This is a genomic window from Streptosporangium sp. NPDC049376 (assembly GCF_044466505.1).
GTDB lineage: Bacteria > Actinomycetota > Actinomycetes > Streptosporangiales > Streptosporangiaceae > Streptosporangium.
This window is the reverse complement of the sequence record NZ_JBITMT010000001.1, coordinates 410,648-436,163: the sequence shown is the minus strand read 5'-3', so window position 1 is coordinate 436,163 and position 25,516 is coordinate 410,648. Positions and strand designations below refer to the sequence as shown.

Here is a 25,516-nt window from a genome sequence, read left to right as displayed (position 1 = left end):
GTGTCTGCACGCGCCGGCGACCCGCCTCTGCGGCCGTCCGTAAAACGTCCGAGGCCATGCCCGGCAATCCCCGGGCATGGCCTTTCGGATGTCACCTTTTCCATTCCGCTCCGCCGAACCCGTGAGCCCGGCGGAACGGAGCGGTTCCTACAGCCCCACGCAGGCCAGCGCCCTCTTGTAGGCGTCCACGCTGCGGACGGGCTCGTCGATGCGCTCCAGGACCCGCGCCGCCGTCAGCCAGGCGTGGGCGGTGTAGCGGGTCGCGGGCAGCTTGTCGAGCGCCTCGGCCGCGGCCTGCAGCTCGTGCAGGGCCCGCTGCTGACCGTCCAGCTCGGCGGAGGTCTGGCCGTGCAGCAGGCGTGCCTCCATCTGCAGCGGCCTGGGCATCCCGTCGAGCATGTCGCAGACGGCCTTGATGTGCTCTCCGGCCCGCTGGGGGTTGGCGAGCAGCAGCTCGGCGCGGGCGAGGTTCATCGCGCAGCGCATCTTGTCCATGGGGTTGGCCGAGCTCTCCGAGAGCTCCTTCTCGACCTTGGCCAGCAGCTCACGCCAGGCGCCCGCCTGCATGGGCCGTACGGTCAGCATGACCTGGGCGTAGTCGTTGCGGAGACGGGCCAGTCTGCGGGGGTCGCCGTACTCGGACTGGATGGCCAGGGCGCGCTCGACGTGGGTGACGGCCTCGTCGCCGCGCCCGCTCTCGACCGCGACGATGGCCGCGCCCCAGTGCGCCAGGGTGAGCGCCTGCGGGGTGCCGAGGACCTCGGCCGCGGCGAGCACCTCGGCGGAGAACTGCCTGGCCCGCAGCAGGTCGCCCCGCTCGACGTAGGCGGCCAGCAGCTGGCCGCCCAGTCTCATCAGGCCGTCGGTCCAGGCGGGCCTGACCGCGCCGCCGAGGATCTCCTCGACGACGTTCACCGCCTGGGCCAGGTCTCCCTGCTCGCGGTAGCAGCGCGACAGGGCGACGGCCACGGCGATGTGGCGTTCGGGGCTCATCGTGGCGGGGTCGTTCTCGCGCAGGCCGTTGAGCAGGGCGATCGCGCCGTCGAGGTCGCCGCAGGCCTCCGTGGCCAGGGCCAGGCCGTACTCGGCGTCCTGTCTGTGCTGGGGCAGGCCCGCCAGGCCGCTGTCGGCGAGAAGCTCGGCGTAACGCGTGCGCGCCTCGCCGACCTCGCCGTTCTCCATGGCCAGCCGGGCGTAGCCGAGGCCCAGCTCGATCTCCTGCATCTGCTCGGCGGTCACGCCGTTGATCAGGTAGGTGAGGGAGCAGTCGAGCTTCTCGGCCAGCAGCTCAAGGACCGCCGGAGTGGGCGTACGCTTGCCGCTCTCGATCAGCGACACATAACTGTCGGATAGTTCCGGATGGGCGAGTTGCGCCTGGGAAAGACCACGTTGACGTCGGACGGTCTTGATGCGTTGCCCCACCAAGTCTTGACCAGCCACGTTACCCCTTGAAAGATATCGTTCGAGCAGCAGAACCCACGACAGGAGCCTCCCCCGTGCGCCGACGCCTCGCTTTGTCTGCCCTCGCCGTCCTATTTACGGCCACATTTGCAGCCATGAGCAATGCTACGACTGCAAGTGCTGATTCGTCTTCCCCCTCGCAGAGCACCAGTCAGTATTCTTTGCAGCTCAACCAGGAGAACAAGACGAGCTGGAGCTATCCCGACTAGCAGCGGGTCAGCCCGCCTGTAAAGCCGGTACCAGACCGGCACGGCCCGTCACCGTGGAGAGATCCCGACCGGTGAGCATCGCGATCCGGCGGATACGGCGGCGGGCCGTTCCGGTTCCCGGAAGGGGAACGCCCGGCCGAGGCCCCGTCGGATGTCGCGCGGCGAAGGAACGCTCCAGAGCCTGGAATCGGTGCGCCGATCCTAACCCACCCGAACCCCCCTGCACAGGGCGAATCATCTCCGCACGTCACCTTCCTCCCATCCCCGCTTCCCGCCCGGACCGTACCGCTCCACGATGGAATGGAACGGTCCAGGCCGTAGCCCCTGACATCGCGCCGGAACCGCGGGGGTAGGAACCCGATCGTCCTTCAGGGCGATGGGAGGCTCATGGACCGGTTCTTCGAACTGTCGGCGCGTGGTTCGACGGTCGGCCGCGAGGTCAGGAGTGGGATCACCACCTTCATGGCCATGGCCTACATCATCCTGCTCAACCCGATCATCCTGGGCGGGGCGACGGACGTCACCGGCGCGAAGCTGACGATCACGCAGCTGACCACCTCGACGGTCCTCGCGGCGGCGGTGAGCACGCTGCTGATGGGAGTGGTCGGCAACGCCCCCTTCGGCCTGGCGGCCGGGCTCGGGCTGAACGCCGTCGTCGCCTACCAGGCCGCCCCGCACATGACCTGGGCCCAGGCGATGGGTCTGGTCGTACTGGAGGGCCTGGTCATCGTGCTCCTCGCGGTCTCCGGGTTGCGCAGGCTCATCATGAACTCCATCCCGCTGGCCCTGAAGCACGCGATCAGCGTGGGCATCGGAATGTTCATCGCGCTGATCGGGCTGGTCGATGCCGGGTTCGTGGCACGCGGCACGGGAACGCCGGTGCAGCTGGGCAGGACGGGACACCTGACGGGCTGGCCGGTCACGGTCTTCTGCTTCGGCCTGCTGCTGATGATCGTGCTCTACGTGCGCAGGACCAGGGGCGCCATCCTGATCGGCATCGCGATCACCGCCGTGCTGGCGATCGTCGTCAACTCCGTCGCCAGGATCGACCCGGCGAGCTGGGGCGTCGTGGTGCCCCGGGTGCCCGAGGGCGTGGTCGCGGCGCCGGACTTCGGACTGGTCGGGCAGTTCGACCTCTTCGGTGGCTTCTCCCAGGCGGGGCCGGTGACCGCGACGGTCGTGCTGTTCACTCTGGTCCTGTCCGGGTTCTTCGACGCGATGGGCACGATCATCGGGGTGAGCGACGAGGCGGGACTGGTCGACGAGCAGGGCCGGGTGCCCCGCCTCGGCGCGATCCTGACCGTGGACGGCGTGGCCGGGGCCGTCGGCGGCCTGTCCAGCGCCTCGGCCAACACGGTGTTCGTCGAGTCGGCGGCCGGGGTCGGCGAGGGCGCGAAGACCGGCCTGGCGGCGCTGGTGACCGGCGCCCTGTTCACGCTGAGCCTGTTCTTCACCCCGATCGCCTCCGTCGTGCCCGCCGCGGCGGCGGCCCCGGCGCTGGTGCTCGTCGGCGCGCTGATGATGACCCAGGCCAGGAACATCCCCTGGGAGGACCTGACGCTGGCCGTACCGGCGTTCCTGACGATCGCGCTGATGCCCTTCACCTACAGCATCACCAACGGCGTGGGCGCCGGGGTGATCTCCTACACGGTCGTCCAGGCGGCCGTCGGGCGGGCCGGGCGGATTCCGTGGCTGCTGTGGGCGGTCACCCTGGTCTTCGCCCTCTACTTCGCGATAGAGGCCGTCCAGGGATTGCTCTAGCGGGCCTGGAGGTATCCCTCCTCACAGGCCACGCCGTCGCCGTCCTTGTCGGGGTACCAGTGGTACTCCTTGTGGGTCTCCTTGAAGTAGGGGCCGCGTCCCGCCCTGGCCACGCTCGCGCAGTCCGGATAGCGGGGATCGGTCCCCCGCGCCCCGGCGGCGGGCGCGGCGGCTCCCGTCGTGGGCCCCGTCGTGGGCCCGGTGGTGGTTCCCGTGGTGGCGGCCGGGGTCTGTGGTGCCTGACCGGTGGGCGCGTTCGTGGCCGGTGGGGTGATGGGCGCCGTCGTGGGAGGCGTCGTGGTTCCCGGGGTCGCCGAGGGCTGCGCGTTCGCGGCACCGAGCAGCCGGGCGACCATGGCGTCGGCCTGTTCCTTGGTGAAGGAGCCCGCGATGCTCAGACTGTCCTCGGTGATCACCTGGGCGACCCTGGGGGCCGCGACCACCCGTTCCCCGACGACGATCGCCATCTGCTGCGTGACCGTCTCCTGGGTCAGGTCGTTGATCTGGTCGCGGAAGGTGGGCGCGAACACGATCTTCACCGAGTAGGAGCCGCCCCGGTCCTGGACCGCCTCGATCCTGCGCACCGCGTCCACGCTGACCCCGGCGGCCAGTGTGTAGCAGACCTGCCCGAGGTCGTCGGGCCTGGCGTCGGGGTCGGTGCACGGCCCCTGCTGGGCGCCCGTCACCGGCGCGAAGTGGATGGGTACGGCCAGCCGCCGGGGCGGCGTCGCGCCCAGCGGCAGGTCGGGGTTGCGGGTCATCAGCACCGCGAGGGTACCGAGCACGCCCGCGGTCAGCACGACGATGACCAGGGCGACGACCAGGGCGATCGTGGTGATCCTGGTGGCGCGGGGCGGCTGCGGGGCGTATCCGGCCGCTCGGGGGTCGCGGGGGTCCCGTGGGTCGCGGGGCCCTCCGGGGGGCGTGGGACGGCCTCGGCCGCCCGGCGGGCCGGACCTGTCCCCGCTCCCGCGCCCCGGTCCCGTCGGGTCAGGCCGGACGCCCTGGTGACGGCCCTGGTGATGGCCGTGACGGGCGGGTGGAGGCCCCTGCGGCACCGGCGGGTCGTCCGTGCCGCCAGGACCGGTGCGCATCTCCATCGTCTTCGTCCCCGTATCGTCGCGTCCCTCGCGAACGAGCCTACCGATCACTCAAAATCCCCGGTAATCGGACGGTCAATCGGGCATCCAGAAAGATGACGACTTCCGCAGTTTGACAGCGTGTTATCAACGATGAGCGATTCATTGCACCTTGCGCGTAGTGCCCTCTTTCTCGGGAACGCAGAGTGAAGGTGACATAGGTGCACGAATCTGGAGGAGCCGTGAAGATCGCTGTTCCCCGCGAGGTCAAGAACCACGAGTACCGTGTGGCCCTGACCCCAGCCGGCGCCCAGGAGCTGGTCCGGCATGGTCATCAGGTGTTCATCGAGAAGGACGCCGGAGCGGGGTCGTCGATTCCCGACTCCGACTTCCAGAGCGTCGGCGCCGTCATCATCGACTCGGCCGACGACGTGTGGGCCGAGGGGGACCTCGTCCTGAAGGTCAAGGAGCCCGTCGCCGAGGAGTACCACCGGATGAGCAAGGGGCAGGTGCTCTTCACCTACCTGCACCTGGCCGCCTCCGAGGCCTGCACCCGGGCCATGCTGGAGTCCGGGGTCACCGGCATCGCCTACGAGACCGTGCAGAACGCCAACGGCTCCCTGCCGCTGCTCGCCCCGATGTCCGAGGTCGCCGGGCGTCTCGCCCCCCAGGTCGGGGCCTACCACCTGATGCGGCCCGAGGGCGGCCGCGGGGTGCTGATGGGCGGCGTCTCCGGTGTGCACGCCGCGAGCGTGGTCGTGATCGGTGCCGGGGTCTCCGGCATGAACGCTGCGGTGATCGCGCTCGGCATGCAGGCCGAGGTGGTCCTGCTGGACAAGAACATCGACAGGCTCCGCCAGGCCGACGTCATCTACCAGGGCCACTGCCAGACGGTCGCCTCCAACAGCTTCGAGGTCGAGCGCGCGGTCCTCAACGCCGACCTGGTCATCGGCGCGGTGCTGGTGCCGGGCGCCAAGGCCCCGAAACTGGTCAGCAACGAACTGGTCTCACGGATGAGGCCGGGCTCGGTCCTGGTGGACATCGCCATCGACCAGGGCGGCTGCTTCGAGGACTCCCGGCCGACGACCCACGCCGACCCGACCTACCGGGTGCACGACTCGATCTTCTACTGCGTGGCCAACATGCCGGGCGCCGTCCCGCACACCTCGACCTACGCGCTGACCAACGTGACCCTGCCCTACGTCCTGGCCATCGCCGACCTCGGCTGGCGCCAGGCGCTGCGCGAGGACCCCGTGCTGGCTCCCGGCCTCAACACACACGCGGGGCACCTGACCAACCAGCCGGTGGCCGAGGCCCACGGCCTGGAGGCGGTTCCGCTGGAGCGGGTACTCCGATAGTCCGGTGGTTCAGGACCACCCCCGGCACGCCGTGCGGGGCTGTTCGGCGCCCTGTCAGCCCCGCCGTCCCGGAAACCGGCACCGCGTTACCCCCTCCCAAAGCAGTCAATCTGTGAACCATTTCACATTGCACAAATGCTTGACCGACCCGCCCATTCATCGGACAATGCGCTCACATAAAGTAATGGTTTCCATACGGAAATGCTTTCCAAGCCATTCACGGAAACGTCACAGAAATGGCACGGCCGGTGACACTCCGCCCATCCGTCAAACGGGCAGAGAAAACAGCAGGAAGTGATACCCCAAAAGGGCGGAACAGCCCGAACCGGCGGGCCGAAAAGCTGGAAAAACGCGACCGGTTCGAACAGGCGGGTCGCACCCCGGGGAGGGCGGGAGCCCGTCATGACACAGAAAGGCCGTGCTCGCCACGCGGGACGCCCCGGGAGGCGAGCGAATATTCGCAGCTCACGACCCCCGGCCAGACCGGACGAAGGCCTCCTGCGGGCCCCCGGCGGCCCCGGGGCTCACGTCCGCCCAGGTTACCCGACAGGAGAGTCGGGAATTCGAAACCAAATCCTTCCAAATCAATGAATAACCGGCCTCCCGGAATTGCAATTGCCATTCCTCGGCAAGGATCTATTGTTTTGCCGATAAGCGGCGGTTAGCGTGAACAACGTGCCGCCCCGGAGACCACTCCGGCCGCATATTAATCTCTCACGCGCGGAACCGGCGGCCGGAGGAAGGGTCTGCGACATGCTTAACAAATTGGGAGTTCTGGGGGACCGGCTGCTGAGCCGGTTCGTGCCCGCGTCGAGCGCGGCCGCGAGCTGCCCCTGTGGCTCCTACCCCTACACGGGGCCGTGTCTCTACGAGATTCCCTGCGGAGGTGGCCTGACCAAGCTGTGCCTCTGCGAGGACAGCGCCCGCCGTATCACGTGCAGCGTCTGCTCCTAGTCCCCGCCTAAACGACCAATGGCACTCGTCACCCTGGGCTGCCAGGTGCTCGTGGCGAGCACTTTCGCCGTAGCGGCGATCAGCAAACGGCCCGGTAAGGCGTTTGCCGAATTCACGAGATCGACCGGCCTGCTGTTGCCTCCCCGCGTGGGCAGGTGGCGGCGGCCGGTCGCCCTCGGAGTGTTCGTCGCCGAACCGGCCGTCGTCGTCCTGACCCTCCTTCCCGCAACCGCCGCGGTGGGATTCGCCCTCGCCACCGTGACGACCACCGGGTTCACGATCGCGATCGCCGCGGCGCTGCGCCGGGGTGAACGCGCCCCGTGCCGCTGTTTCGGGGCCGGAGGCACACCGCTGGGACCGGTGCACCTGGCGCGCAACCTCATCCTGATCGTGGTGGCGGTGGCCGGCCTGCTGACGGCCCTGCTCTCCCCCGCCGGGCCGACGGAGCCGGCCCTCGCCGTGGTCACGGTGATCGCCGCCCTCACCGTCGCGTCCCTGGTGATCCGCCTGGACGATCTGGTCGCCCTGTTCGCCCCGTCTCCGTACCACCCGAACAAATCGAAGTGAAGAAAGCAGTGGACATGTTTGTTGCCGCAGCCGTGATTCTCTGTGTCGTCGTCACCGTCTTGAATCTCGTCCTCACGCTGGGCGTGATCCGCCGGCTACGGGACCACACAGAACGTCTCGACGGCCTGACCCATCCGAAGTCCATGATCGAGCCGATCACCGGTCCCGGGACCCGCCCCGGTCCCTTCACCGCCCGCACCGTGGACGCCGAGGCGGTCACCGGGGCACAGCTGGCCGGTGGGCTGGTGGGGTTCTTCTCCCCGACCTGCGACGCGTGCCACGAGTGGCTTCCCAGGTTCGCCGCGGCGGCGCGGGCGCTGCCCGAGGGCCGTCGGCAGGCGCTGGCCGTGATCGTGACGCCGACGGACGAGGTCGCCGCCGACATGGTGTCGCAGCTCCGGGAGAACGTCATGGTCGTCATCGAACGGGATCGCGGGCCGCTGGCCGCCGCCTTCAAGACCTCCGCCTACCCCGCCATGTGCCGTCTCGGCGCGGACGGCGCGGTGACCCACACCGGGCGAGGTGCCGTGGCCGTACCGGCGGAGATGTGAGGCAGGCCGGAGCGACGGCCGGGCTCACCCCCAGAGCGGCGTTCGGCCACACCCTCATGGCGGCGCGGCTGACGCTGGCGGCCGCTCCGGGGGTGCTGGGCGTGTTGGTGCTGCTCTCGGCCGCCGCGGGGCTCGCGCCGGTGGTGGTCGCCTGGCTCACCCGGCTGACGTTGGACGGCCTGGTCGGCGGCGTCTCCGGAACGGCCCTGGTCTGGGCCGCCGTGGCGCTCGCTCTCGCGGGGGTCTGCGCCGTGGTCGTGCCACGGCTGTCCCAGTACACCGAGGCCGAGGTGGGGAGGCGGGTGCGGACGGTCGCGGTCGACCGGCTCTACACCGCGATGAACGACCGGTTGCGGGGGCTGGCGACCCTGGAGAACCCGGACTTCCACAATCGGATCAGCCTGGCGCAGCAGGCGGGCAGCACCGGCCCCGTGCACCTGCTGAACAGCGCCACCGGCATCGGAAGGAGTCTGCTGACCCTGACCGGTTTCCTGGTCACCCTGCTGTTGATCAACCCCTGGCTGGTGCTGGCCGTCTCGGTCACCGCGATCCCCACCACGCGGGCGGAGGTCCTGCTGGGCCGGCGCCGGGTGGGGGCGATGTGGCGGACCGGCTACGCCGAGCGGCGGCAGTACTTCTACGCGAACCTGCTCAGCTCCCCGCGGGAGGCCAAGGAGGTCCGTCTCTTCGGGCTGGGGGACTTCTTCAGGAACCGGATGCTCTCCGAGCTGCGCTCGACCAACGCCGTCAACCGCGCCCTGGACCGGCGCGAGCTGGGAGTGCAGATTCTCCTGGCCCTCCTGGGGGCCGGAGTCGCGGGCGGCGGGCTGATCTGGGCCGTCCTGGCCTGCCGGGCCGGACGACTCACCGTGGGTGACGTGACGGTGCTCGTGGCCGCGGTCGCCGGGGTCCAGAGCTCCCTGTCCGCGATCATCAGTCAGCTGGGAGCCTCCTACCAGGCGCTGCTCATGCTGGACCACTACCACGTGGCGACCACGGTCGAACCCGACCTGCCGGTCCCGGCCTCTCCCCGCCCGGTACCGGCGCTGACGGGAGGGGTCGAGTTCCGGGACGTCTGGTTCCGCTACGGTCCCGACCAGCCGTGGGTGCTGCGTGGTGTGAACCTCACCATTCCCGCGGGCCGGGCCACCGCGCTGGTCGGGCTGAACGGCGCGGGCAAGAGCACACTGGTGAAGCTGCTCTGCAGGCTCTACGACCCCACCCGCGGCCAGGTCCGCTGGGACGGAGTCGACCTGCGGGACACCGACCCCGCCCAGCTGCGGGAACGGATCGGCACGGTGTTCCAGGACTACGTGGAGTACGAGCTCTCCGCGGCGGAGAACATCGGCCTCGGTGACCTCGCCCGGCTGGAGGACCGAGATCGGATCGAGGCCGCCGCGCGGCGCGCCGGGGTGCACGAGGTGCTGGCCGCGCTGCCGAACGGCTACGACACCATGCTGACCCGGATGTTCCTGGCAGGGATCGACGAGGAGCATCCCGAGATGGGCATGCTGCTGTCCGGCGGGCAGGGGCAGCGGCTGGCGCTTGCGAGGGCGCTGCTTCGGGACGACCGGGACATGCTCGTCCTCGACGAGCCCAGCTCCGGTCTCGACGCGGAGGCCGAGGCCGAGGTTCACGCCCGGCTCCGCGAGCACCGCGGCGGCCGTACCAGCCTGCTGATCTCCCATCGCCTCAACACGGTCCGCGACGCGGACCAGATCGCGGTCCTCTCCGACGGGGAGATCATCGAGTGCGGCGACCACGCCCGGCTCGTCGCCGAGGGCGGCGTCTACTCCCGGCTCTTCTCCCTGCAGGCCCGCGGCTACGAGACGACGCTCACATGATCCAGACCGCGCTGGCCCTTGTCGCGCTGGCCTGCCTCGCGGGCTGGCTGAACCGGCTTCGCCGGGGATACCTGGTGGTCACGGTGCGGGGCCCCAGCATGACGCCCACCTACCGTCACGGCGACCGGCTACTGGTACGGCGCCGCCGGGGAGGCCGGATCCGGGCGGGTGAGGTGGCCGTCGTCGACCTGCCTGAGTGGATACGGCCCGTTCCCGGAGAGCTGGGTCCCCGGGAGGCACTGCGCGCCCGGCGGGTCATCAAACGGGTCGCGGCGATCCCCGGAGATCCGGTGCCCTTTCCCTTCGAAGGGGCCGGGGCGGTGGTCCCCCCGGCCAGTCTGGTGCTCCTGGGAGACAATCCCGACGGCAGCGGAGACTCGCGACAGTACGGTTACGTACCCGCCGACGCCGTGGTGGGAGTGGTCCTGCGCCCCCTGAGAGACCGCTCGTGACCCTCGGCGCCCGCGTGGCGGAGGGCGGCGAGGTCGCCGCCCTCCCTGTCGTCAGGAGGCGCTTGAGGAGGGAGCGGGCGTGGCGTCGGGAATGGGGTTCTGCGACGCGGGCTTGTCGACGCTGTTCGGACCCTCGCAGGAGGCGCCGAGCTCGGGGGTCTCAGGACTGTTCTTGTACTTCGCGACGAACTTGGCCAGTCGCGGATCGTCCGCGCTGTCGAGCTGCAGCTGCTTGTTCCAGGAGCTCAGCACGACGGGCTTGGGGAGACCCGGGTAGGGGCTGAGCAGCATGTAGTCGCTCGATGCGGCCTTCTTCAACGTCTCGACCTGGTCCTTGGGAAGGTCGGGCCGATAGGTGATCCACACGGCGCCGTGCTCCAGGGAGTGCACGGCGTTCTCGTTGTTCACGGGCTCGTCGTAGATGCCACAGCGCTGCCATACGGAGTTGTGCTCCCCGCCCATCGGGGGGTTCTCCGCATATTTGATCTTGGTTTCCTTGTGCGATCCGCCCGCGTATTTGGCGCTTGTCACCGAATCCAGTGAGGTCTGCGCCCGCTCGTTGACGAGGTAGAAGCCGACCACTCCGACGAGCAGCAGAACGACCAGGCCTCCGGCCCCCCACATGATGATCCCGGCACGGCGCTCACGGCGCTTCTGCTGTTCACGCATCTGGTTGAGACGCTCACGTCTCGACCGTGCCTCTTCCTTGATCATCAATCCTCCAGGGGGCAAACCATGTCCGAGTCACCTTATGCGCTACCTACGTATAGCGGGAATAAGTACCGCACTCCCTCCCCACAGCTGGTAACCGGTAGGCTGACTAGGCGATGGAGACCCCCGTAGAACGCCCCAGATCACGTCGGCCGTGGACGATCCTTGCGATAGTCATCGTTTTCGCGCTCGTCGGCTCCGTGCTGTTCCTGGGGGGTAGGCAGTCCCCCACCGACTCCTCTGCCGAAGCCGGCTATGCCCGTGACATGGCCACGCACCACTCGCAGGCCGTCGAGATGGCCTTCATCATGCGGGACGACACGACGAACGATCCCCTGCGGGTGCTCACCTACGACATCATCGTCACGCAGACCGCCCAGCGCGGGATGTTCGGCGGCTGGCTCCAGCAGTGGGGGCTCAACCAGTCGACCGAGCGCCCGCCGATGGCCTGGATGTCCGGTCACGGCCACGGCGTAACGGCGGCGGCCCCGGGTGCGATGCCCGGTATGGCCAGCCAGGAGGAGCTCAAGAGGCTCCGCGAGGCCACGGGCAAGGAGCAGGAGATCCTCTTCCTTCAGCTCATGATCCGCCACCACGAGGGCGGCGTGCAGATGAGCGAGGGGCTGCTGAAACTGTCGGACCGCGACGAGGTGGCCACCCTGGCGCGGCACATCGTCGCGGGCCAGACGGGAGAGATCAAGCTGATGACCGACATGCTGGCCCAGCGCGGGGCCAGGCCACTGCCCTCGATCCTCTAGCTCTCCCCGGTCGTTCCCGGGCCCACCCCCTGTACGGCGTCCGCCTCGACGAGGTCGGCGCGCCCCTGCGCCGCCCGTTCCCCCGGCCAGGGCAGCATTGAGCAACCTGGCCGGAGGAGATAGAACAGAAATGGTGAACGACGAACCGGAGAACCGCCTGGAGGTGAGCATCTCCGCCGAGGTCGAGGCCGGGCAGTACGCCAACTTCGCATCGGTGTGGCACACCGAGGATGGCTTCGTCCTGGACTTCGCGGTGATCACCAGGCCGCCCCAGCTCGCCAACGACCCCTCGTCGGGCCAGCACTTCGTCAGTGTGCCGACCAGGATCGTCAGCCGGATCCGCATCCCCCCGAGCCAGGTGTTCGAACTCATGAAGGCTCTGGAACAGCAGCTGACCGCATACGAGAAGGAGACGGGCAGGAAGTCCTGACCCGTCCCCGCGCGGCTCTCCCCCCGGCGTCAGCCGTACGGGACCGGGCCGCGTGTCCTCACGCCTGCGCGCGCATCTCCTCGGCCACGGCGGCGGCGAAGGCGTCCACATCCGCCTCCGTGGTGTCGAAGGCGGTCATCCAGCGGACCTCCCCGGCGGCCTCGTTCCAGGTGTAGAAGCGGAAGCGCTTCTGCAGCCGCTGCGTCACCTCAGCGGGCAGGACCGCGAAGACGGCGTTGGCCTGCACGGGCCTGGGCACCTCGACCCCGGGGATCTCCCGTACGGCGTCGGCCAGTCTGCGGGCCATGGCGTTGGCGTTGCGCGCGTTGCGCAGCCACAGGTCACCGGCGAGCAGCGCCTCGAACTGCACCGAGACGAATCTCATCTTGGAGGCGAGCTGCATCGCGCTCTTGCGCAGGTAGCGCAGCCCCCTGACGGCGTCGGGGTTGAGGACCACGATCGCCTCGCCGAACATCAGCCCGGCCTTGGTGCCGCCGAAGGACAGCACGTCCACCCCGGCGTCCGTGGTGAAGGCGCGCAGCGGCACCCCGAGCGCGGCGGCCGCGTTGGCCGCGCGGGCGCCGTCGAGGTGGACGAGCATGCCGAGCTGGTGGGCGTGCTCGCAGATCGCCCTGACCTCGTCGGGGGTGTAGAGGGTGCCCAGCTCCGTCGCCTGGGTGATCGAGACGACCCTGGGCTGGGCGCGGTGCTCGTCGCCGAAACCCCAGGCCTGGGTGTCGACCAGCTCGGGGGTGAGCTTGCCGTCCGGGGTGGCGACGGTGAGCAGCTTGAGGCCGGCCGACCGTTCCGGGGCCCCGCCCTCGTCGGTGTGGATGTGCGCGGACTCCGCGCAGACGACCGCCTCCCAGGGGGCGGTCATCGCGCGCAGCGCGACCACGTTGGCCCCGGTGCCGTTGAAGACCGGCCACGCCTGTGCCAGGGGGCCGAAGTGGCCGCGGAAGACCTCCTGGAGGGCCTCGGTGTAGACGTCCTCGCCGTAGGAGATCTGGTGCCCCTCGTTGGCCAGGGCGAGGGCCTGGAGGATCTCCGGGTGCACTCCGGCGTAGTTGTCGCTGGCGAATCCCTTGACCAGCGGGTCGTGTCTGCGGATGGCGTCTGTCACTTCTTCCCCTTGGTCGGGCGGCCGCCTTTCGGTGTCCGGCCGCCCGCGTCGTTCTCGCCGTCCCGCCTCACGGGGCCAGGACGATCCTTTCGCCGTTCCTGTCGGTGTCCCACAGGCCGTCGATCGCCTCGGCGAGGTCGTCGACGTCGGTGAACCCGGGGAAGGTCCGCTCGGGGGCGGCCTCCCGCATGGCCTGGTTCACCAGGGCCTTGACGACCAGGACGTTCGCCGTCGAGCCCGAGCCCTCAAGGGCGTCGGCGAAGGCCAGGGTCCAGGCCTCGGCCGCGGCCTTGGCGGCGCCGTAGGCGGCGTTGCCCTGGGTCGGCCGTTCGGCGGCCAGCGCGGAGACGATGGCGAACCTGCCCCGTCCGCTCGCCCTCAGCAGCGGCTCGAAGGCGAGGGTGACGTGCTGCAGGGTGCGGACCAGCAGGTCGTGCAGCAGGTCCCAGTCCTCAAGCCTGGTCTCGGCGAAGGTCTTCGAGCCGCGCCAGCCGCCGACCAGGTGCACGACGCCGTCCAGCCGGCCGTGCTCGGCCTGGACGTCGGCGGCCAGCCGCCTGACCGCCTCGGCGTCGAGCAGGTCGACCGGGAGGGTGCCCTCCGCGCCTGACCTGTCGACACCGATGACGGTGTGTCCCTTGTCCGTGAAGCGGCGTACGACCGCCCTGCCCGCGGGCCCGGCCGCGCCCGTCACCAGAATGATCATGCCCGGATTCCCCTCGTGGACTCGACGACATCGCCGAGCTTACGGCGCAGGGCCTCGTAGAACATGCTCAGGGGGAACTCGTCGGGCAGCACCGCGTCCACCACGGCCTTGGGGAAGCCCTCGACCGGCAGCGCGTCCACCCCCCGGTGCCAGACGGAGGCCGGGTGCGGCTCCACGTAGGCGGCGACGAGCTGGTGGGCGGCCAGCCAGTGGGCGAGCTTGGAGCGGTCGATTCCGTCCCGGTAGAGCTTCTCCACCTCGCCCCGCAGGTCGGCGACGCCGTCGGCGACCCGGTCCCAGGCGACGCTGAGCCGGTTGTCCGTCCACCTGACGATGTCGTTGCGGTGCAGGTAGGCGAAGAGCAGCTGCCCGCCGAGACCGTCGTAGTTGCGGATCCGGTCACCGGTGATCGGGAAGCGGAACAGCCGGTCGAACAGGATGGCGATCTGGACGTAGCGGGCGTGCGGGACGCCCTCCCGCTCCAGCTTCACGGCCTCGCCGAACGCGGTCAGGTCGCAGCGCAGCTCCTCAAGGGAGTAGAGCCAGTACGGCATGCGCTGCTTGATCATGAACGGGTCGAACGGCAGGTCGCCGTGGCTGTGCGTGCGGTCGTGGATCAGGTCCCAGAGCACGAAGGTGTCCTGGGCCAGTTCCTGCGAGGCGACCAGCCGCGCCGCGTCCGGCGGCAGCGCGAGTTTGAGCGTCTCGGCGGCGGCCCCGCTGACCGCGCGGAAGCGAGCGGCCTCCCGGTCGCAGAAGATGCCGCCCCAGGTGAAACGGGCCGGGGTCTGGCGCACCGCGACGGTCTCGGGGAACAGGACGGCGGAGTTGGTGTCGTAGCCGGAGGTGAAGTCCTCGAAGGCGATCGGCACGAAGAGCGGGTTGTCGTAGCGCTCGTTCTCCAGGTTCGCCAGCCACTCGGGCCAGACCGTGCGGATCAGCACGGCCTCCAGGTGGCGGCGGACGCTTCCGTTCTGGGTGTACATCGGGAAGACGACCAGGTGTTCGAGGCCGTCGATCCGCTGGGTGTCGGGGTGGAAGGCGTCGAGGGAGTCCAGGAAGTCGGGGACGCCCAGGCCCTGCTCGACCCACTTGCGCAGGTCGGCGACCACCGCGGTGAGGTAGGCCTCGTCGTGGGGGAAGCACGGGGCGAGCCGTGCGACGTGTTCGACGATCTCGGCGATCAGCTCGACCGCCCTGTCCCGGTCGCCCTCGACGGAGCCGTCCTTGGCCTGCAGCGGCTGGAGCGCCTCGACGGCCGCCTTGAGTGCCTGGAAGGACTCGCGGACCACGGAGACTTCCTGGACCTCCTGGATCTCCCGGCGCCCGGCGGGGACGGGCACCCGGGCGGCCCAGGTGACGAGGTTGCCCCAGAGCACGGCGTGGTCGTAGTCGCCGATCGAGTCGTCACCGAACAGGTCGGAGTCGGCGACGACCACGACCCTGCCCTCGCCGTGCCGTACGGCCAGCGCCAGGGGCGCGTCGGCGGGGTCGGCGGTCCGCGAGGTCCGGAACAGCACGTTCGCGTGCTCGGGGCCGGTCAGGACACCCGCCCGGTAGAAGCACGCCCTGCGCGCCCCGGCCAGCGGGTCCTCCCGCTGCGAGGGGTCGCCGGGGACGCCGAGGACCCAGGAGGCCACGCCGTTGTGGGAGTTCCCGGGGTCCTGGACGGTGGTGTGCTCGACGGTGACGCCGAAGCGGCCGAGCAGTTCGGCGAGGTTGCTGCCGTACTTCTCCTGCTCGCACTCGGCGAGCACGACCAGGCCGCCTCCGGCCGTGACGTGGTCCTCGATCGCGTCGAGTTCCTCGACCGGCAGGACGGGGCTGCCCAGGCCCGTGGTGCGCTCCCAGCGGTCGGCGGAGGGGTGGGCGATCACGAGAACGTCCTGCCCGGCGAGGAGGGCCGGGGTGATCGGTCCGCCGGTGTGCGCGGCCACGGTGTGCCCGAGGCGGCGCAGCGTCTCGGCGGCGCGGGCGTAGCTGTTGTCGTCGGGATGCCCCGGATTCATCGTTTCGGCCACGTCCCTGCGGATGGTCCATGACTCGTTGTGTGCCTCGTCGAAGAGCACCCGTGGGAACGCTCGCACGATAAATCCTCCCTCAGATGTGAGCCAACGACGGAAAATATACACAAGATGCCCGAATATTGACACACCTCTTACGGCAGGAGCGGTGTGGATCACCCGGGCAAGGGCACGGCAACGCCCCCGGGGAGGAGGTTTCGGACGGACCAATACACGTGGCCGTACGGGATGGGGGGCGGGCCCGACGCGGCGGGCCCGCCCCGGGAGGTCACCTAGCGGCGAAGTAGTCCGCCACGACCCTGGTGTGCAGCGGGAAGGCCAGCTCGCGTGGGCCGTCGATCGTCAGCCACTCCGTCGTCTCATCGGTCGGCACGACCGGCGGGAGCGCGGCGGAGGAGGTCTCCGGCCCCATGGCGAAGATCAGCACGGTGCCGTCGGGGGCGCTGAGCACGTCGAGGAGCCGGACGTCGTCCGCGCCGACGACGACCCCCGTCTCCTCGCGGAGCTCCCTGACCGCCGCCTGCTGCCAGGACTCCCCCACGTCGACGAAGCCGCCCGGCAGGGCGAGGCCGCCCCGGTGCGGTTCGACGCCGCGGCGGATCACCAGCACACCGTCGTCGACGGGCAGCAGCATCACGGCGACCGGCAGCGGGTTGAGGTAGGCGGTGTTGCCGCAGAAGGAGCAGGTGCGCGGCCACGCCTGGTCGAGGGCGTATGCACTGCCACAGAAGGAGCAGTGCGAGTTCCTGGTCATCACGCCGCGAGACTACGGCTCACAACCGCTTCAGCGGCCCGTGCCTTTCCAGCCAGTTCCGGTAGGCGGGAGCCCGTTGCGACTCCGTCCAGTAGGTGGTGGTCAGCGCCCGCACCAGGGCGTCGGCGTGCGCGGTGATCGGCCCGGGAGCGGTCCATCCGATGAGGTGCCGGAAGCGCAGGGGCGAGCCGGCCAGCGGGCGGATCGCGATGCCCTCCCTGGCCGGGACGGTCGCCTGGAACAGGCTGACGCAGCGCCCCTCCGCGACCAGGTCGACCCCGACCTCCAGGTTGACGCCGTAGGCCACGCGCGGGGCGAAGCCGTGCGCGGCGCAGGTGTTCCAGAAGTACTCCCTGGGCCCCGACTCAAGCGGGGTCGGCAGCGCCCAGTCCTCCTCGGCGAGGTCGCGCAGCTCGACCTCCTCGTGCCCGGCCAGCGGGTGGCCCGCGGGCAGGCCGACGAAGAGCGGCTCCACCGCGATGGCGGTGTACACCGCGCCGGGCGGCGCGCAGAGCCGGTGGTCCGGATAGTCGTCGAGGGTCGCCAGCTCGATCCGCTCCGATTCGAGCAGGCCGGGCAACGTGTCGATCGTCTGCTCGGTGAGCAGCCTGATCTCCGCGCCGGGCAGCAGCCTGCGGAGGGTCTTGGCCAGGTAGATCCGCAGCCGGGTCGGGGCGCAGCCGACCCGGATCGGCGCCGTCTCCACCTGCGGGGGCGCGTAACGCCTGGCCGTCCGCTCCAACTCGTCGACGGCCGAGACCAGGGAGCGGGAGCGGACGAGCAGCCACTCGCCGAGCATGGTCGGGCGGGCACCCTCGGGGCCCCTGTCGAACAGGGGGTCGCCGAACATCTGCTCGATACGGCGCAGCTGAGCGGTGAGCGCGGGCTGGGACATCTTCAGGGTCACGGCCGCCCTGGAGATGCTCCCGCTGTCCGCGATCGCACACAGCACCCTCAGATGACGAACCTGGAGATCCACGCATCGAGAGTAAAAGCAAAGAAGCTTTCCAGTAAGACCTAATCGGCGAAGAGCCCGGGGCACGCGCGGTTGACACCCTCCCGCTCCGCGCCCCATCATGAACATACGTTCATGAACGTTCGTTCATATCAGTTCGGGAGGAAGCATGGGCTCCGTCGTCAACGTCCACCAGTCCGAGGCCTGGAACGGCTACGAGGGCAACCACTGGGCCGACCACCAGGACCGCTACGACGCCGTGAACGACGCCTTCAACGAACCCCTGCTCGCGGCGGCGGCCGTCGGGGAGCGGGACACGGTGCTGGACGTCGGCTGCGGCAACGGGCGGGTGACCAGGCTGGCCGCCCTGCTGGCCCGGCACGGCCACGCGACCGGCCTCGACCTGTCGGCCCCCATGCTCGCGCGGGCCCGCGCGAGCGCGGACGCCGAGGGCGTCGCCAACGTGACCTTCGAGCGGGGCGACGCCCAGGTCCACCCGCTGCCCTCCGGCCGGTTCGACGTGGCGACGAGCCGGTTCGGGATCATGTTCTTCGCCGACCCTGTCGCCGCGTTCGCCAACATCGGCCGCGCGCTGCGCCCCGGCGGGCGCCTGGCCATGCTGTCGCTGCGGAACCTGGACGACCAGGACCTGGGCCGCGTCCTCGCCGCGATGACCCCGCACCTGCCACGTCGCCCCGCCACGACAGAACCCGGCGGGCCCGGCCCCGAGTCACTGGCCGACCCCGTCCGCGTCCACGAGGTGCTCACCGCCGCGGGCTTCGAGAACGTGGCCGCGACCCCCGTGGACGCTCCCCAGACATGGGGGGCGGACACCGAGGACGCGGCGGCCTTCCTGGGAGCCTGGGGTCCCATCCGTTTCATGCTCGGCCAGGTCGATCAGGAGTCGGCCTCCCGCGCCCTCGACGCCCTCACCGAGGCGATGCGCCCCTTCGAACGGGCCGGTGCCGTACGGCTGCGCGGCGCCGCCTGGCTGATCACCGCCACCCGGCCGTGACCCACCCGGCTCACTAGGATGCGGGGTGATGTCACCGAGAAAAGCGGCCGCCCTGCGTGACGGCACCGACGGCCTGAGCCTGCGCGAACACCTCGTCGCCACCGCCGGACGGCTCATCGCCGAACGCGGCACCACCGGACTCACCGTCCGCGACATCGCCCGTGCGGCACGGGTCGCGGACGGCGTGCTGTACAACCACTTCGAGGGCAAGGAGGAGTTGCTGGCGCTGGCGCTGCACGCCCACGTCCGCTCGGTCGAGCGCGACCTCGGCCCGCTGCCCGCCAGGCCGGGTGAGGGCACCGTCGCCGGCAACCTGCGCGCCTGCCTCACCTACGGTCTCGCCCTGCACAAGGCCTTCCTGCCCGCCTTCGCGGGCCTGCTCCCCCAGCCCGAGGTGCTCGCCCGCTTCGACGCGCTGCCCAACCCCCTCGGCGAGGGCAGGGGGCTGCAGGCGATGCTCGCCGGCTATCTGCGCGCGGAACGCGACCTCGGCCGCCTGACCCCCTCGGCCGACCCCGAGGCCGCCGCCACGCTACTCGTCGGCGTCTGCCACGAACTGGTCCTCCCCCGCCTCCTGCGCGGTGCCCCCGTCCCCGCCGACGTTCCCCCCGCCACGGCCGACGCCCTGATAGCCACCCTGATGAACGGCCTCGCATGCACGTCGTGAACGAGGCCAGGAGCGGCGCCCCGGCCCTTCCTCCGCTCCCTCCGGCCGGCAACACCGGCTCGGGCAACGCGGGATATGTCATCCGGGCACGTTCCGGACAGGTGAGCGACGGAGGCGGGAACCAGGGCCCCTGTCTGCCGGGCAGCGCTCCGACCTGTTTCTAAGGAACGGCGTCGCGGGATGATACGCCGCCGGGTGGAGAGTGGGTCCCTCCCCCGGCGGACGACCCGGCGGCGGGGACGGGCCTACCTTCCTTGCATTGGTTCCGCACAGCAAGGCACAGCAAGGAATTCCCGATGTTCAAGGACTCAGCCGACTTCAGGCGTATCGCGTCCGGCACACTGCTGATCGTCGCGCCCCTCCTGCAGACGATCGCCGTCATCATCGACCCCGGCACCTGGGGCGACGACCGGGAGGCCGTCAGCTACGGCGACAACCCGGCCCTGGCCCAGGCCCAGTCGGCTCTGTACCACTGGTCCTACCTGCTCATGGCCCTGGCCGCCATCGCCCTGTTGCATGTGATGCGCCGCAGGGCCGTGCTCTTCGGCCACGTCGTGGGCCCACTCACCGCGCTCGGCTACATCAACCTGTCGGGCATGCTCATGATCGATCCGGTGGAGTGGTGGCTGGGGCAGCGCAACACCCCCGAGCAGGCCGCCAAGATCCTCGACGAGATGCTGAACCTGCCCGGCGTCGTCTTCGGCTTCCAGATGCCCTGGCTCTTCTTCGCCATCTTCGGCATGCCGGTCCTGCTCGCCGGCGTGTGGCGGGCCGGGTTCGCGCACTGGTGGGTGCCGCTCGTCGTCGCGATCGGTTACGGCACCTCCCTGGTCGTTCCGTACGGCCCCGCCTCGGTCGCGCTGTGGGGCGCCAGCGCGGTCGCGATCGGCTCACTCGGCGTCAAGATGCTCAGGATGAGCCGCACGGAGTGGGTCTCCCACTACCCCACGGACGCGCCCGGCCGTACCACGCCCGACTCGTACGCGAACACCACGGCCTGAGCCCGATCCCGCAGATGAAGCTTCATGAGCACCCGCGCGACGTGCGTCTTGACCGTGGCCTCACCGACGAAGAGCTCCCCGGCGATCTCGGCGTTGGTCATGCCTCTGGCCAGGAAGCGCAGCACCTCAAGTTCGCGCGGGGTCAGCTCGGCCAGCTGCGGCGGGGGCGCCGGGTCGTGGCGGCCCGCGAAGGAGGCGATGACCCGGGTGGTGACCGCCGGATCGAGCAGCGCGTCACCGCCGACGACGACCCGGATGGCCTCGACGAGCTGCTCGGGGGGCGAGACCTTCAGCAGGAACCCGCTGGTCCCGGCGCGCAGCGCGGCGTAGAGGTTCTCGTCGGTGTCGAAGGTGGTCAGCATCACCACCTTCGGCGGGGCGGGCTGGCCGAGGAGCTGCCGGGCCGCGGTGAGGCCGTCCATGCGCGGCATGGAGATGTCCATCAGCACGATGTCAGGCCGGGTACGGCGGGCGACGGAGACGGCTTCGAGCCCGTCCGCCGCCTCCCCGACGACCTCCATGCCCGCCTCGCTCTCCACGACGAGCTTCAGCCCGGCGCGGACCATGGCCTGGTCGTCGGCGATCACGACACGAATGCTCGTCTCAGTTGATCCGTTCATCGGCGAACACCTCCTGGTGGGAGATAGGCAGGGATGCGTGGACACGGAAACCGCCCTCCGGGCGGGGGCCCGCTTCGAAGCGGCCGCCGAAGAGCGCGGCGCGCTCGCGCATGCCGACGAGGCCGTTGCCCGTCGACAGCTCGGACGGGGCTCCGCCGCCGCCGTCCAGGACCTCAAGTTCGATGTGGTCACCGTGGTAGGTGATGGTGATCGTGATCTCGGACTCGCCGCCGTGCTTGACCGCGTTGGTCAGGGCCTCCTGCGCGATGCGGTAGGCCGACAGGTCGAGGCCGGGGGGCAGCCGTACCGGATCGCCGACGACGTCGAGGCTGATCCGCAACCCGGAGGAGGCCAGCGAGGTGACCGTGCCGGCCAGCAGGTCGAGTCCCGGCTGCGGGATGGCCTCGTCGAGCGGCATGCGCAGCGCGCCGAGCATGACGCGCAGTTCGTCCACCGCCTCCCGGCCCATCCGCTCGATGCCGAGCAGCATGTCCTCGTGCGGGCTTCCCATCCGGCGCATCACCCCGGCCTGCATGACCATCATGCTGACGCTGTGGGCGACCACGTCGTGCAGCTCGCGGGCGATGCGGGTGCGTTCCTGGGCGACGGCCTCGGCGGCCTGGCGTTCCCTGTCACGTTCCAGTTGTACGGCGTGGGCGGCCAGACGGTGCGCCCTGGTGGCGTAGGCGCGCACGGCCAGGCCGGTGAGGTAGGCGGCGCCGAAGACGACGGTGAGGAAGATGACCTCGTCGAAGGGCAGCAGGCGGTGGTCGACGGCACCGGAGTCGAAGACCAGGATGCCGGTCACGGCCCAGGCCAGGCCCGGCTTGACGGGCAGCTCGGCGGCGACCGTGTGGAAGACGATCAGCAGGGAGGCCAGCTGCCAGGTCTGGCAGCCTTCGTAGCCCTGCCGGTGCCAGGCGTACTGGGCGAGGATCATCAGGATGAAGACCGCGACCGGCGCCTTGCGCCGGAACCACACCAGTACCCCGGTGACGAGCGCCTGACCGATCCACCACAGTTCGGGGGTCTCCGCCGCGCCGTGGTCGGCGGCGACGGTGAAGGCCTCCAGCGTGCCGAGTGCGATGACGGCCAGGCCGATCAGCAGATCAGCCCTGGGCACCGTGCGGAGGTGCCGGGCGAGGAAAGCGGCGCCGGAGCGTCGCAGGAGGGGAGAGGGAACCGCCATGCGGGGAGACTAATCCCTTCCGCCCTCCGCGCATACAGGACAAAACGCCCAGGCAAGTGGCTTACAAGTGGGCCACAAGTCAGGAGGTCCCGAAGGACACGCTCCGCACGAACCGATTGGCCAGCGAGCCGTCACAGGTGCCAGGCGCGCAGAAGTAAATCATGAGGGCGGGTTTGCCCGGTCGTTCCACGGCCCATCCGGTGAAGTCCAGTCTGCCACCGCGCTGCGGGTCGGTGATCGAGCCTTCGAGCCGTACGGCCGGCTTGCCGCCCACCAGCACCTGGACGACCTCGGAGGAGACGTTGACCGTGCCCGGCAGCGAGGACTGCAGGGTCTCCTGGAGCTGCTGGGCCCCGCTCCGCGGGTCGAGGGTGTCGAGGGTCTGCGCGTAGATCCCGGTCGCCTCCGCCGGGGAGGCCTTGATGATCTCGTTGACCGCCGCCCAGTCGGCGGTGACCGGCGTGCCGAACAGCGCGTCGAACTCCCCGGCCTTCGGGGAGGCGACCACGAACACGTCGGCGTGCTCGCGGGGGGACCAGCTCGGCGGATGCTCGAAGGCGACCGGCACCGCGGACGATCCCGCGTACGGCGTCCACTCGCCACCGCCCCTCAGGACCGTGGCGAGCACCGCGACCAGCGCGACGACGGCCGCCACGGCGACGCCCGCGCCGACGACGATCCCCCGCCTCTTCCCGCGTTTGCGCGGGGAGGCCTTCCGCGAGGCTTCCGGCGCGGGCCTCCTCGTGGGTGCCTCCGGCTCGGCCTGGGAGGTCCGGGAGGCCTGAAGGTCCTGGGGGGCCGCCTCCGCGAGCCGGTAGGACTGGCCGCTGATCGCGTCCCGCAGTTCGGTGACGAACCGCGTGCAGGTGTCGTAGCGCTGCTCGGGTGACTTGGCCAGCGCCCGCGCCATGACGCCGTCCACCTCCATCGGCAGCTCGGGCCGCAGCGAGCTGAGCGGGGTCGGCGTCTCGGCCAGATGCGCCCACAGCAGCGCGATCTCGTTGTCCCGCCGGAACGGCAGCCGCCCGGCCAGCGCCTCGTAGACCACGCACGCCAGGCCGTACTGGTCGCAGCGTCCGTCGACGCGCTCCTTGTTGATCTGCTCGGGGGACATGTAGCGGGGCGTGCCGATGAACTGGTCGGCCTGGGTCAGCCCGGAGAGCGAGGTGAGGTGCTTGGTGATGCCGAAGTCGGTGAGGTAGGCGTGGTCGCCCTCGGTGTGGCCCGCGATCAGGATGTTGGCCGGTTTGACGTCGCGGTGGATGAGGTCATGCGCGTGCGCGGTGTCCAGCGCCGCCGCCACCTGGGCGAAGATCCTGTTGGCCTGGCCGACCGGCATCAGCCCCCGGTCGTAGAACAGGCGCCGCAGGTCGGGGCCGTCCACGTAGCGCATCGCGATGTAGAGCGTGCCGTCCTCGGCCGCATCGGCCTCGTAGACCGGGATGATGTTGGGGTGGTCGATGCTCGCGACCGTCCGCGACTCCAGCACGAAGCGCTGGCGGAAGCGCTCGTCCTCGCCCAGCAGCGGGTTGAGGACCTTCAGCGCCACCTTGCGGTTCAGCCGGGAGTCGATGGCGAGGTAGACCACCGCCATGCCGCCCTTGCCGATCAGGTCCTCGACGCGGTATCCGGCCACCTCCTGACCGATCAGGGCTCTGTCGTTCTGGGCCATCACGCCTCCGTGGGGTGGCCGCAGTAGCCACAGAAGCGGTGCGCGGGCCCCAGCCGCATCCCGCAGGCGGTGCAGTACTTCTGTTTGACGGTGACGGCGTCCGGCCTGGTCTCGGTCTCCCTGGTGCCGGGCCCGCCGCCCGGGTCCCGCGCGACCAGCACGGGAGTGCCCGGCGCGGTGGTCGTCCTGGGCAGCGCGGGGAAGGAACGGCCGACCACGACGGTGACGTCGGCCGTCTCGTCCGGCGCCCCGTGCCTGGCCGACTGTGCCTCGGGGCGGGGTACCGGCCGAGGTCCGGGAGACGGTGGCGCGTTCCGTACCGGCTCCTCCTCGGCCTCCTCCTCTTCGTTCCCCCTCCGGCGCCACAGCAGGAAGGCCCCGGCCAGTACGGTCAGCACCAGCCCGCCTCCCGCGACGAGGAAGGGCCACAGGGGAGGCCCGGCGGCGCTGTCACCGGCGGCGGCCGCGGCCCGTCTGGCCCCCTCGTCCTCGGCGGTCCCGCGTTTCTGCTGGGACGTCTTCAGGTGCGCCGCCGCCAGGACGTGCCCCGGGTAGAGGTCGAGGACACGCTGGAAGGCGGGGACCGCGTCACCGTAGTAGTGGGTGTGGAAGCGGGTCAGCGCCTGCTCGAAGGCCGCGTCGATCGGCCCTCTCCTGGGAATGACCCTGGCCTCGGCCAGGGCCTTGGTGACCTCCCGGACCCCGATCATGCGGCCGTCCTCGCCTCCTCCGACGAGCAGGCCGACGACCTCCCCCTTCTTGTCCTCGATCACCGGGCCGCCGCGCAGGCCCCGGTCGACGAGCGCCCCCAGTTTGCGTGGCTCGTCCACCTTGTTCTCCGGGTCCCGGAACCCTCTGCCGCCCTCGCCCGCGCCTCCGGCGCTCAGGTGGGCGATGTCCACGGTCTCCGGCAGGCCCGCCGCGGGCCGTCTGGTGAATCCGGCGACCGCGACCGGCCAGGATTCCTTGTCCGGCACCTGGGCCGCGAGCGGCGCCGTCGGCAGGCCCGCGCTGGCGTCCGCTCGTCCGACCGGCACGAGCACGGCGGGACTGTCCGGCTTGTCCCCCACACGGGTGATCTCGGCCTTGAAGCCCTCGTCGTCCGGCCGGGAGATGTTGGGGAAGACACGGATCTCGGTGGTGACGTCGACGATGCAGGTGGCCGTCGGCAGCTTCGGCGGGTAGCACTCCTGCAGGTGGTGGTTGAGCAGTTTGTCCTTCAGGGTGTGCCGCTTGAAGTCGTCAGGGATCTTGACCTTGTGGTGCTCGGCGAAGATCTTGTTGGCGGCGTGGACCGCCACGTCCTTGTCCGTCCTGACCACCCTGGTGAGGGTGACGACGGCGCCCTCGGGGTTGACCACGGTGCCGGTGCCCTCACCGATCGGCACGTCGTAGGAGCGTTCGACGTGAACCAGTTCGCCGATGTGGTCGAGCAGGGTGATGTCGACGCGTGCCTTGGCCTCGACCCTGACGACCGCCGGGGTCACCAGGTCGGTGATGCCACTCGGATGTTCGTGCGCGAACGCGGGGACCGTCGCGGCGGCCACGGGGACGACGACGCCGAGGAGCGCGAGAGCCAAGACGAATCGCCGCATAGCCACTCCATAGGGGGGATTAGGACAAGCGTGGCAACCGTAGTGCAGAAGTCAATAGAA

Annotated in this window: 24 protein-coding genes; 12 read left to right on the top strand and 12 right to left on the bottom strand. The window is 70.3% G+C overall.

All coding sequences use genetic code 11. The annotated features are described in order from the left end of the window. Positions 1 to 147: 147 nt before the first annotated feature. The gene (locus tag ACIBVQ_RS01965) at positions 148 to 1,422 is read right to left on the bottom strand and encodes a helix-turn-helix domain-containing protein (RefSeq protein ID WP_352008768.1); all 1,275 of its coding nucleotides are present in this window, start codon (positions 1,420 to 1,422) and stop codon (positions 148 to 150) included. A 635-nt stretch (positions 1,423 to 2,057) separates the two neighbouring features. Between ACIBVQ_RS01965 and ACIBVQ_RS01960 the strand changes: the two genes are divergently transcribed. Continuing rightward, positions 2,058 to 3,431, top strand: a complete 1,374-nt coding sequence (locus ACIBVQ_RS01960) for an NCS2 family permease (RefSeq protein ID WP_399175035.1) — start codon at positions 2,058 to 2,060, stop codon at positions 3,429 to 3,431. Here ACIBVQ_RS01960 and ACIBVQ_RS01955 read toward each other — a convergent pair. Then, complete coding sequence (locus ACIBVQ_RS01955) at positions 3,428 to 4,525, bottom strand: SecDF P1 head subdomain-containing protein (RefSeq protein WP_399175033.1); 1,098 nt, start codon at positions 4,523 to 4,525, stop codon at positions 3,428 to 3,430. The two genes, ACIBVQ_RS01960 and ACIBVQ_RS01955, sit on opposite strands and share 4 nt — an antisense overlap. A 227-nt stretch (positions 4,526 to 4,752) precedes the next feature. Here ACIBVQ_RS01955 and ald point away from each other — a divergent pair, with 227 nt between their 5' ends. From ald to ACIBVQ_RS01925, 6 genes are all read left to right on the top strand, one after another. Next, positions 4,753 to 5,868 carry an alanine dehydrogenase gene (gene ald / locus ACIBVQ_RS01950; RefSeq protein ID WP_386190255.1) on the top strand — a complete coding sequence of 372 codons (1,116 nt, stop codon included), beginning with the start codon at positions 4,753 to 4,755 and terminating at the stop codon, positions 5,866 to 5,868. Between the two features lie 753 nt (positions 5,869 to 6,621). Continuing rightward, a complete protein-coding gene (locus ACIBVQ_RS01945; protein ID WP_399175031.1) occupies positions 6,622 to 6,822 on the top strand; it encodes a hypothetical protein in 201 nt (66 codons plus the stop codon). Between the two features lie 18 nt (positions 6,823 to 6,840). Beyond that, positions 6,841 to 7,389, top strand: coding sequence for a MauE/DoxX family redox-associated membrane protein (locus ACIBVQ_RS01940; RefSeq protein ID WP_399175029.1), 549 nt, complete (start codon positions 6,841 to 6,843; stop codon positions 7,387 to 7,389). A 59-nt stretch (positions 7,390 to 7,448) separates the two neighbouring features. Continuing rightward, the gene (locus ACIBVQ_RS01935; RefSeq protein ID WP_362910614.1) at positions 7,449 to 7,940 is read left to right on the top strand and encodes a hypothetical protein; all 492 of its coding nucleotides are present in this window, start codon (positions 7,449 to 7,451) and stop codon (positions 7,938 to 7,940) included. Then, positions 7,937 to 9,784, top strand: coding sequence for an ABC transporter ATP-binding protein (locus ACIBVQ_RS01930; protein WP_399175027.1), 1,848 nt, complete (start codon positions 7,937 to 7,939; stop codon positions 9,782 to 9,784). Before ACIBVQ_RS01935 ends, ACIBVQ_RS01930 begins: the two co-directional genes overlap by 4 nt. Further along, a complete protein-coding gene (locus tag ACIBVQ_RS01925; protein WP_362910618.1) occupies positions 9,781 to 10,236 on the top strand; it encodes a S26 family signal peptidase in 456 nt (151 codons plus the stop codon). Before ACIBVQ_RS01930 ends, ACIBVQ_RS01925 begins: the two co-directional genes overlap by 4 nt. A 51-nt stretch (positions 10,237 to 10,287) precedes the next feature. On the opposite strand, the gene ACIBVQ_RS01920 is transcribed toward ACIBVQ_RS01925, so the two are convergent. Further along, the gene (locus ACIBVQ_RS01920) at positions 10,288 to 10,950 is read right to left on the bottom strand and encodes a DUF3105 domain-containing protein (RefSeq protein ID WP_352008759.1); all 663 of its coding nucleotides are present in this window, start codon (positions 10,948 to 10,950) and stop codon (positions 10,288 to 10,290) included. Between the two features lie 113 nt (positions 10,951 to 11,063). Here ACIBVQ_RS01920 and ACIBVQ_RS01915 point away from each other — a divergent pair, with 113 nt between their 5' ends. Together ACIBVQ_RS01915 and ACIBVQ_RS01910 are read left to right on the top strand one after the other, a co-directional pair. Next, positions 11,064 to 11,705 (top strand): DUF305 domain-containing protein, encoded by a 642-nt coding sequence (locus ACIBVQ_RS01915; RefSeq protein ID WP_386190252.1) that lies wholly within the window; start codon positions 11,064 to 11,066, stop codon positions 11,703 to 11,705. Positions 11,706 to 11,835: 130 nt separating this feature from the next. Then, complete coding sequence (locus ACIBVQ_RS01910) at positions 11,836 to 12,135, top strand: DUF3467 domain-containing protein (RefSeq protein WP_352008757.1); 300 nt, start codon at positions 11,836 to 11,838, stop codon at positions 12,133 to 12,135. Between the two features lie 58 nt (positions 12,136 to 12,193). On the opposite strand, the gene ACIBVQ_RS01905 is transcribed toward ACIBVQ_RS01910, so the two are convergent. From ACIBVQ_RS01905 to ACIBVQ_RS01885, 5 genes are all read right to left on the bottom strand, one after another. Further along, positions 12,194 to 13,258 (bottom strand): low specificity L-threonine aldolase, encoded by a 1,065-nt coding sequence (locus tag ACIBVQ_RS01905; protein WP_362775146.1) that lies wholly within the window; start codon positions 13,256 to 13,258, stop codon positions 12,194 to 12,196. Positions 13,259 to 13,325: 67 nt separating this feature from the next. Further along, entirely contained in the window at positions 13,326 to 13,964 is a 639-nt protein-coding gene (locus ACIBVQ_RS01900; protein ID WP_352008755.1) for an SDR family oxidoreductase, read from the bottom strand. Further along, a complete protein-coding gene (locus ACIBVQ_RS01895) occupies positions 13,961 to 16,051 on the bottom strand; it encodes a DUF6421 family protein (protein WP_399175023.1) in 2,091 nt (696 codons plus the stop codon). The genes ACIBVQ_RS01900 and ACIBVQ_RS01895 overlap by 4 nt, the downstream gene beginning before the upstream one ends. Positions 16,052 to 16,256: 205 nt before the next feature. Next, positions 16,257 to 16,742: an NUDIX domain-containing protein gene (locus tag ACIBVQ_RS01890; protein ID WP_352009448.1), complete on the bottom strand. Its 486-nt coding sequence runs from the start codon at positions 16,740 to 16,742 to the stop codon at positions 16,257 to 16,259. A 19-nt stretch (positions 16,743 to 16,761) separates the two neighbouring features. Next, positions 16,762 to 17,721, bottom strand: coding sequence for a LysR family transcriptional regulator (locus ACIBVQ_RS01885; RefSeq protein WP_362910625.1), 960 nt, complete (start codon positions 17,719 to 17,721; stop codon positions 16,762 to 16,764). Between the two features lie 145 nt (positions 17,722 to 17,866). Here ACIBVQ_RS01885 and ACIBVQ_RS01880 point away from each other — a divergent pair, with 145 nt between their 5' ends. From ACIBVQ_RS01880 to ACIBVQ_RS01870, 3 genes are all read left to right on the top strand, one after another. After that, complete coding sequence (locus ACIBVQ_RS01880; protein WP_399175021.1) at positions 17,867 to 18,712, top strand: class I SAM-dependent methyltransferase; 846 nt, start codon at positions 17,867 to 17,869, stop codon at positions 18,710 to 18,712. Between the two features lie 28 nt (positions 18,713 to 18,740). Further along, positions 18,741 to 19,379 carry a TetR/AcrR family transcriptional regulator gene (locus ACIBVQ_RS01875; protein ID WP_399175019.1) on the top strand — a complete coding sequence of 213 codons (639 nt, stop codon included), beginning with the start codon at positions 18,741 to 18,743 and terminating at the stop codon, positions 19,377 to 19,379. A gap of 296 nt (positions 19,380 to 19,675) precedes the next feature. Beyond that, positions 19,676 to 20,380, top strand: coding sequence for a hypothetical protein (locus tag ACIBVQ_RS01870; RefSeq protein ID WP_399175017.1), 705 nt, complete (start codon positions 19,676 to 19,678; stop codon positions 20,378 to 20,380). On the opposite strand, the gene ACIBVQ_RS01865 is transcribed toward ACIBVQ_RS01870, so the two are convergent. The 4 genes from ACIBVQ_RS01865 to ACIBVQ_RS01850 form a co-directional block, all read right to left on the bottom strand. Continuing rightward, positions 20,320 to 21,000 carry a response regulator transcription factor gene (locus ACIBVQ_RS01865; RefSeq protein WP_352008749.1) on the bottom strand — a complete coding sequence of 227 codons (681 nt, stop codon included), beginning with the start codon at positions 20,998 to 21,000 and terminating at the stop codon, positions 20,320 to 20,322. The two genes, ACIBVQ_RS01870 and ACIBVQ_RS01865, sit on opposite strands and share 61 nt — an antisense overlap. Further along, entirely contained in the window at positions 20,984 to 22,189 is a 1,206-nt protein-coding gene (locus ACIBVQ_RS01860; RefSeq protein WP_399175015.1) for a sensor histidine kinase, read from the bottom strand. Before ACIBVQ_RS01860 ends, ACIBVQ_RS01865 begins: the two co-directional genes overlap by 17 nt. A gap of 79 nt (positions 22,190 to 22,268) precedes the next feature. Next, positions 22,269 to 23,861 carry a serine/threonine-protein kinase gene (locus ACIBVQ_RS01855; protein ID WP_399175013.1) on the bottom strand — a complete coding sequence of 531 codons (1,593 nt, stop codon included), beginning with the start codon at positions 23,859 to 23,861 and terminating at the stop codon, positions 22,269 to 22,271. After that, positions 23,861 to 25,456, bottom strand: coding sequence for a zinc ribbon domain-containing protein (locus ACIBVQ_RS01850; RefSeq protein WP_399175011.1), 1,596 nt, complete (start codon positions 25,454 to 25,456; stop codon positions 23,861 to 23,863). The genes ACIBVQ_RS01855 and ACIBVQ_RS01850 overlap by 1 nt, the downstream gene beginning before the upstream one ends. Between the last annotated feature and the right edge of the window lie 60 nt (positions 25,457 to 25,516).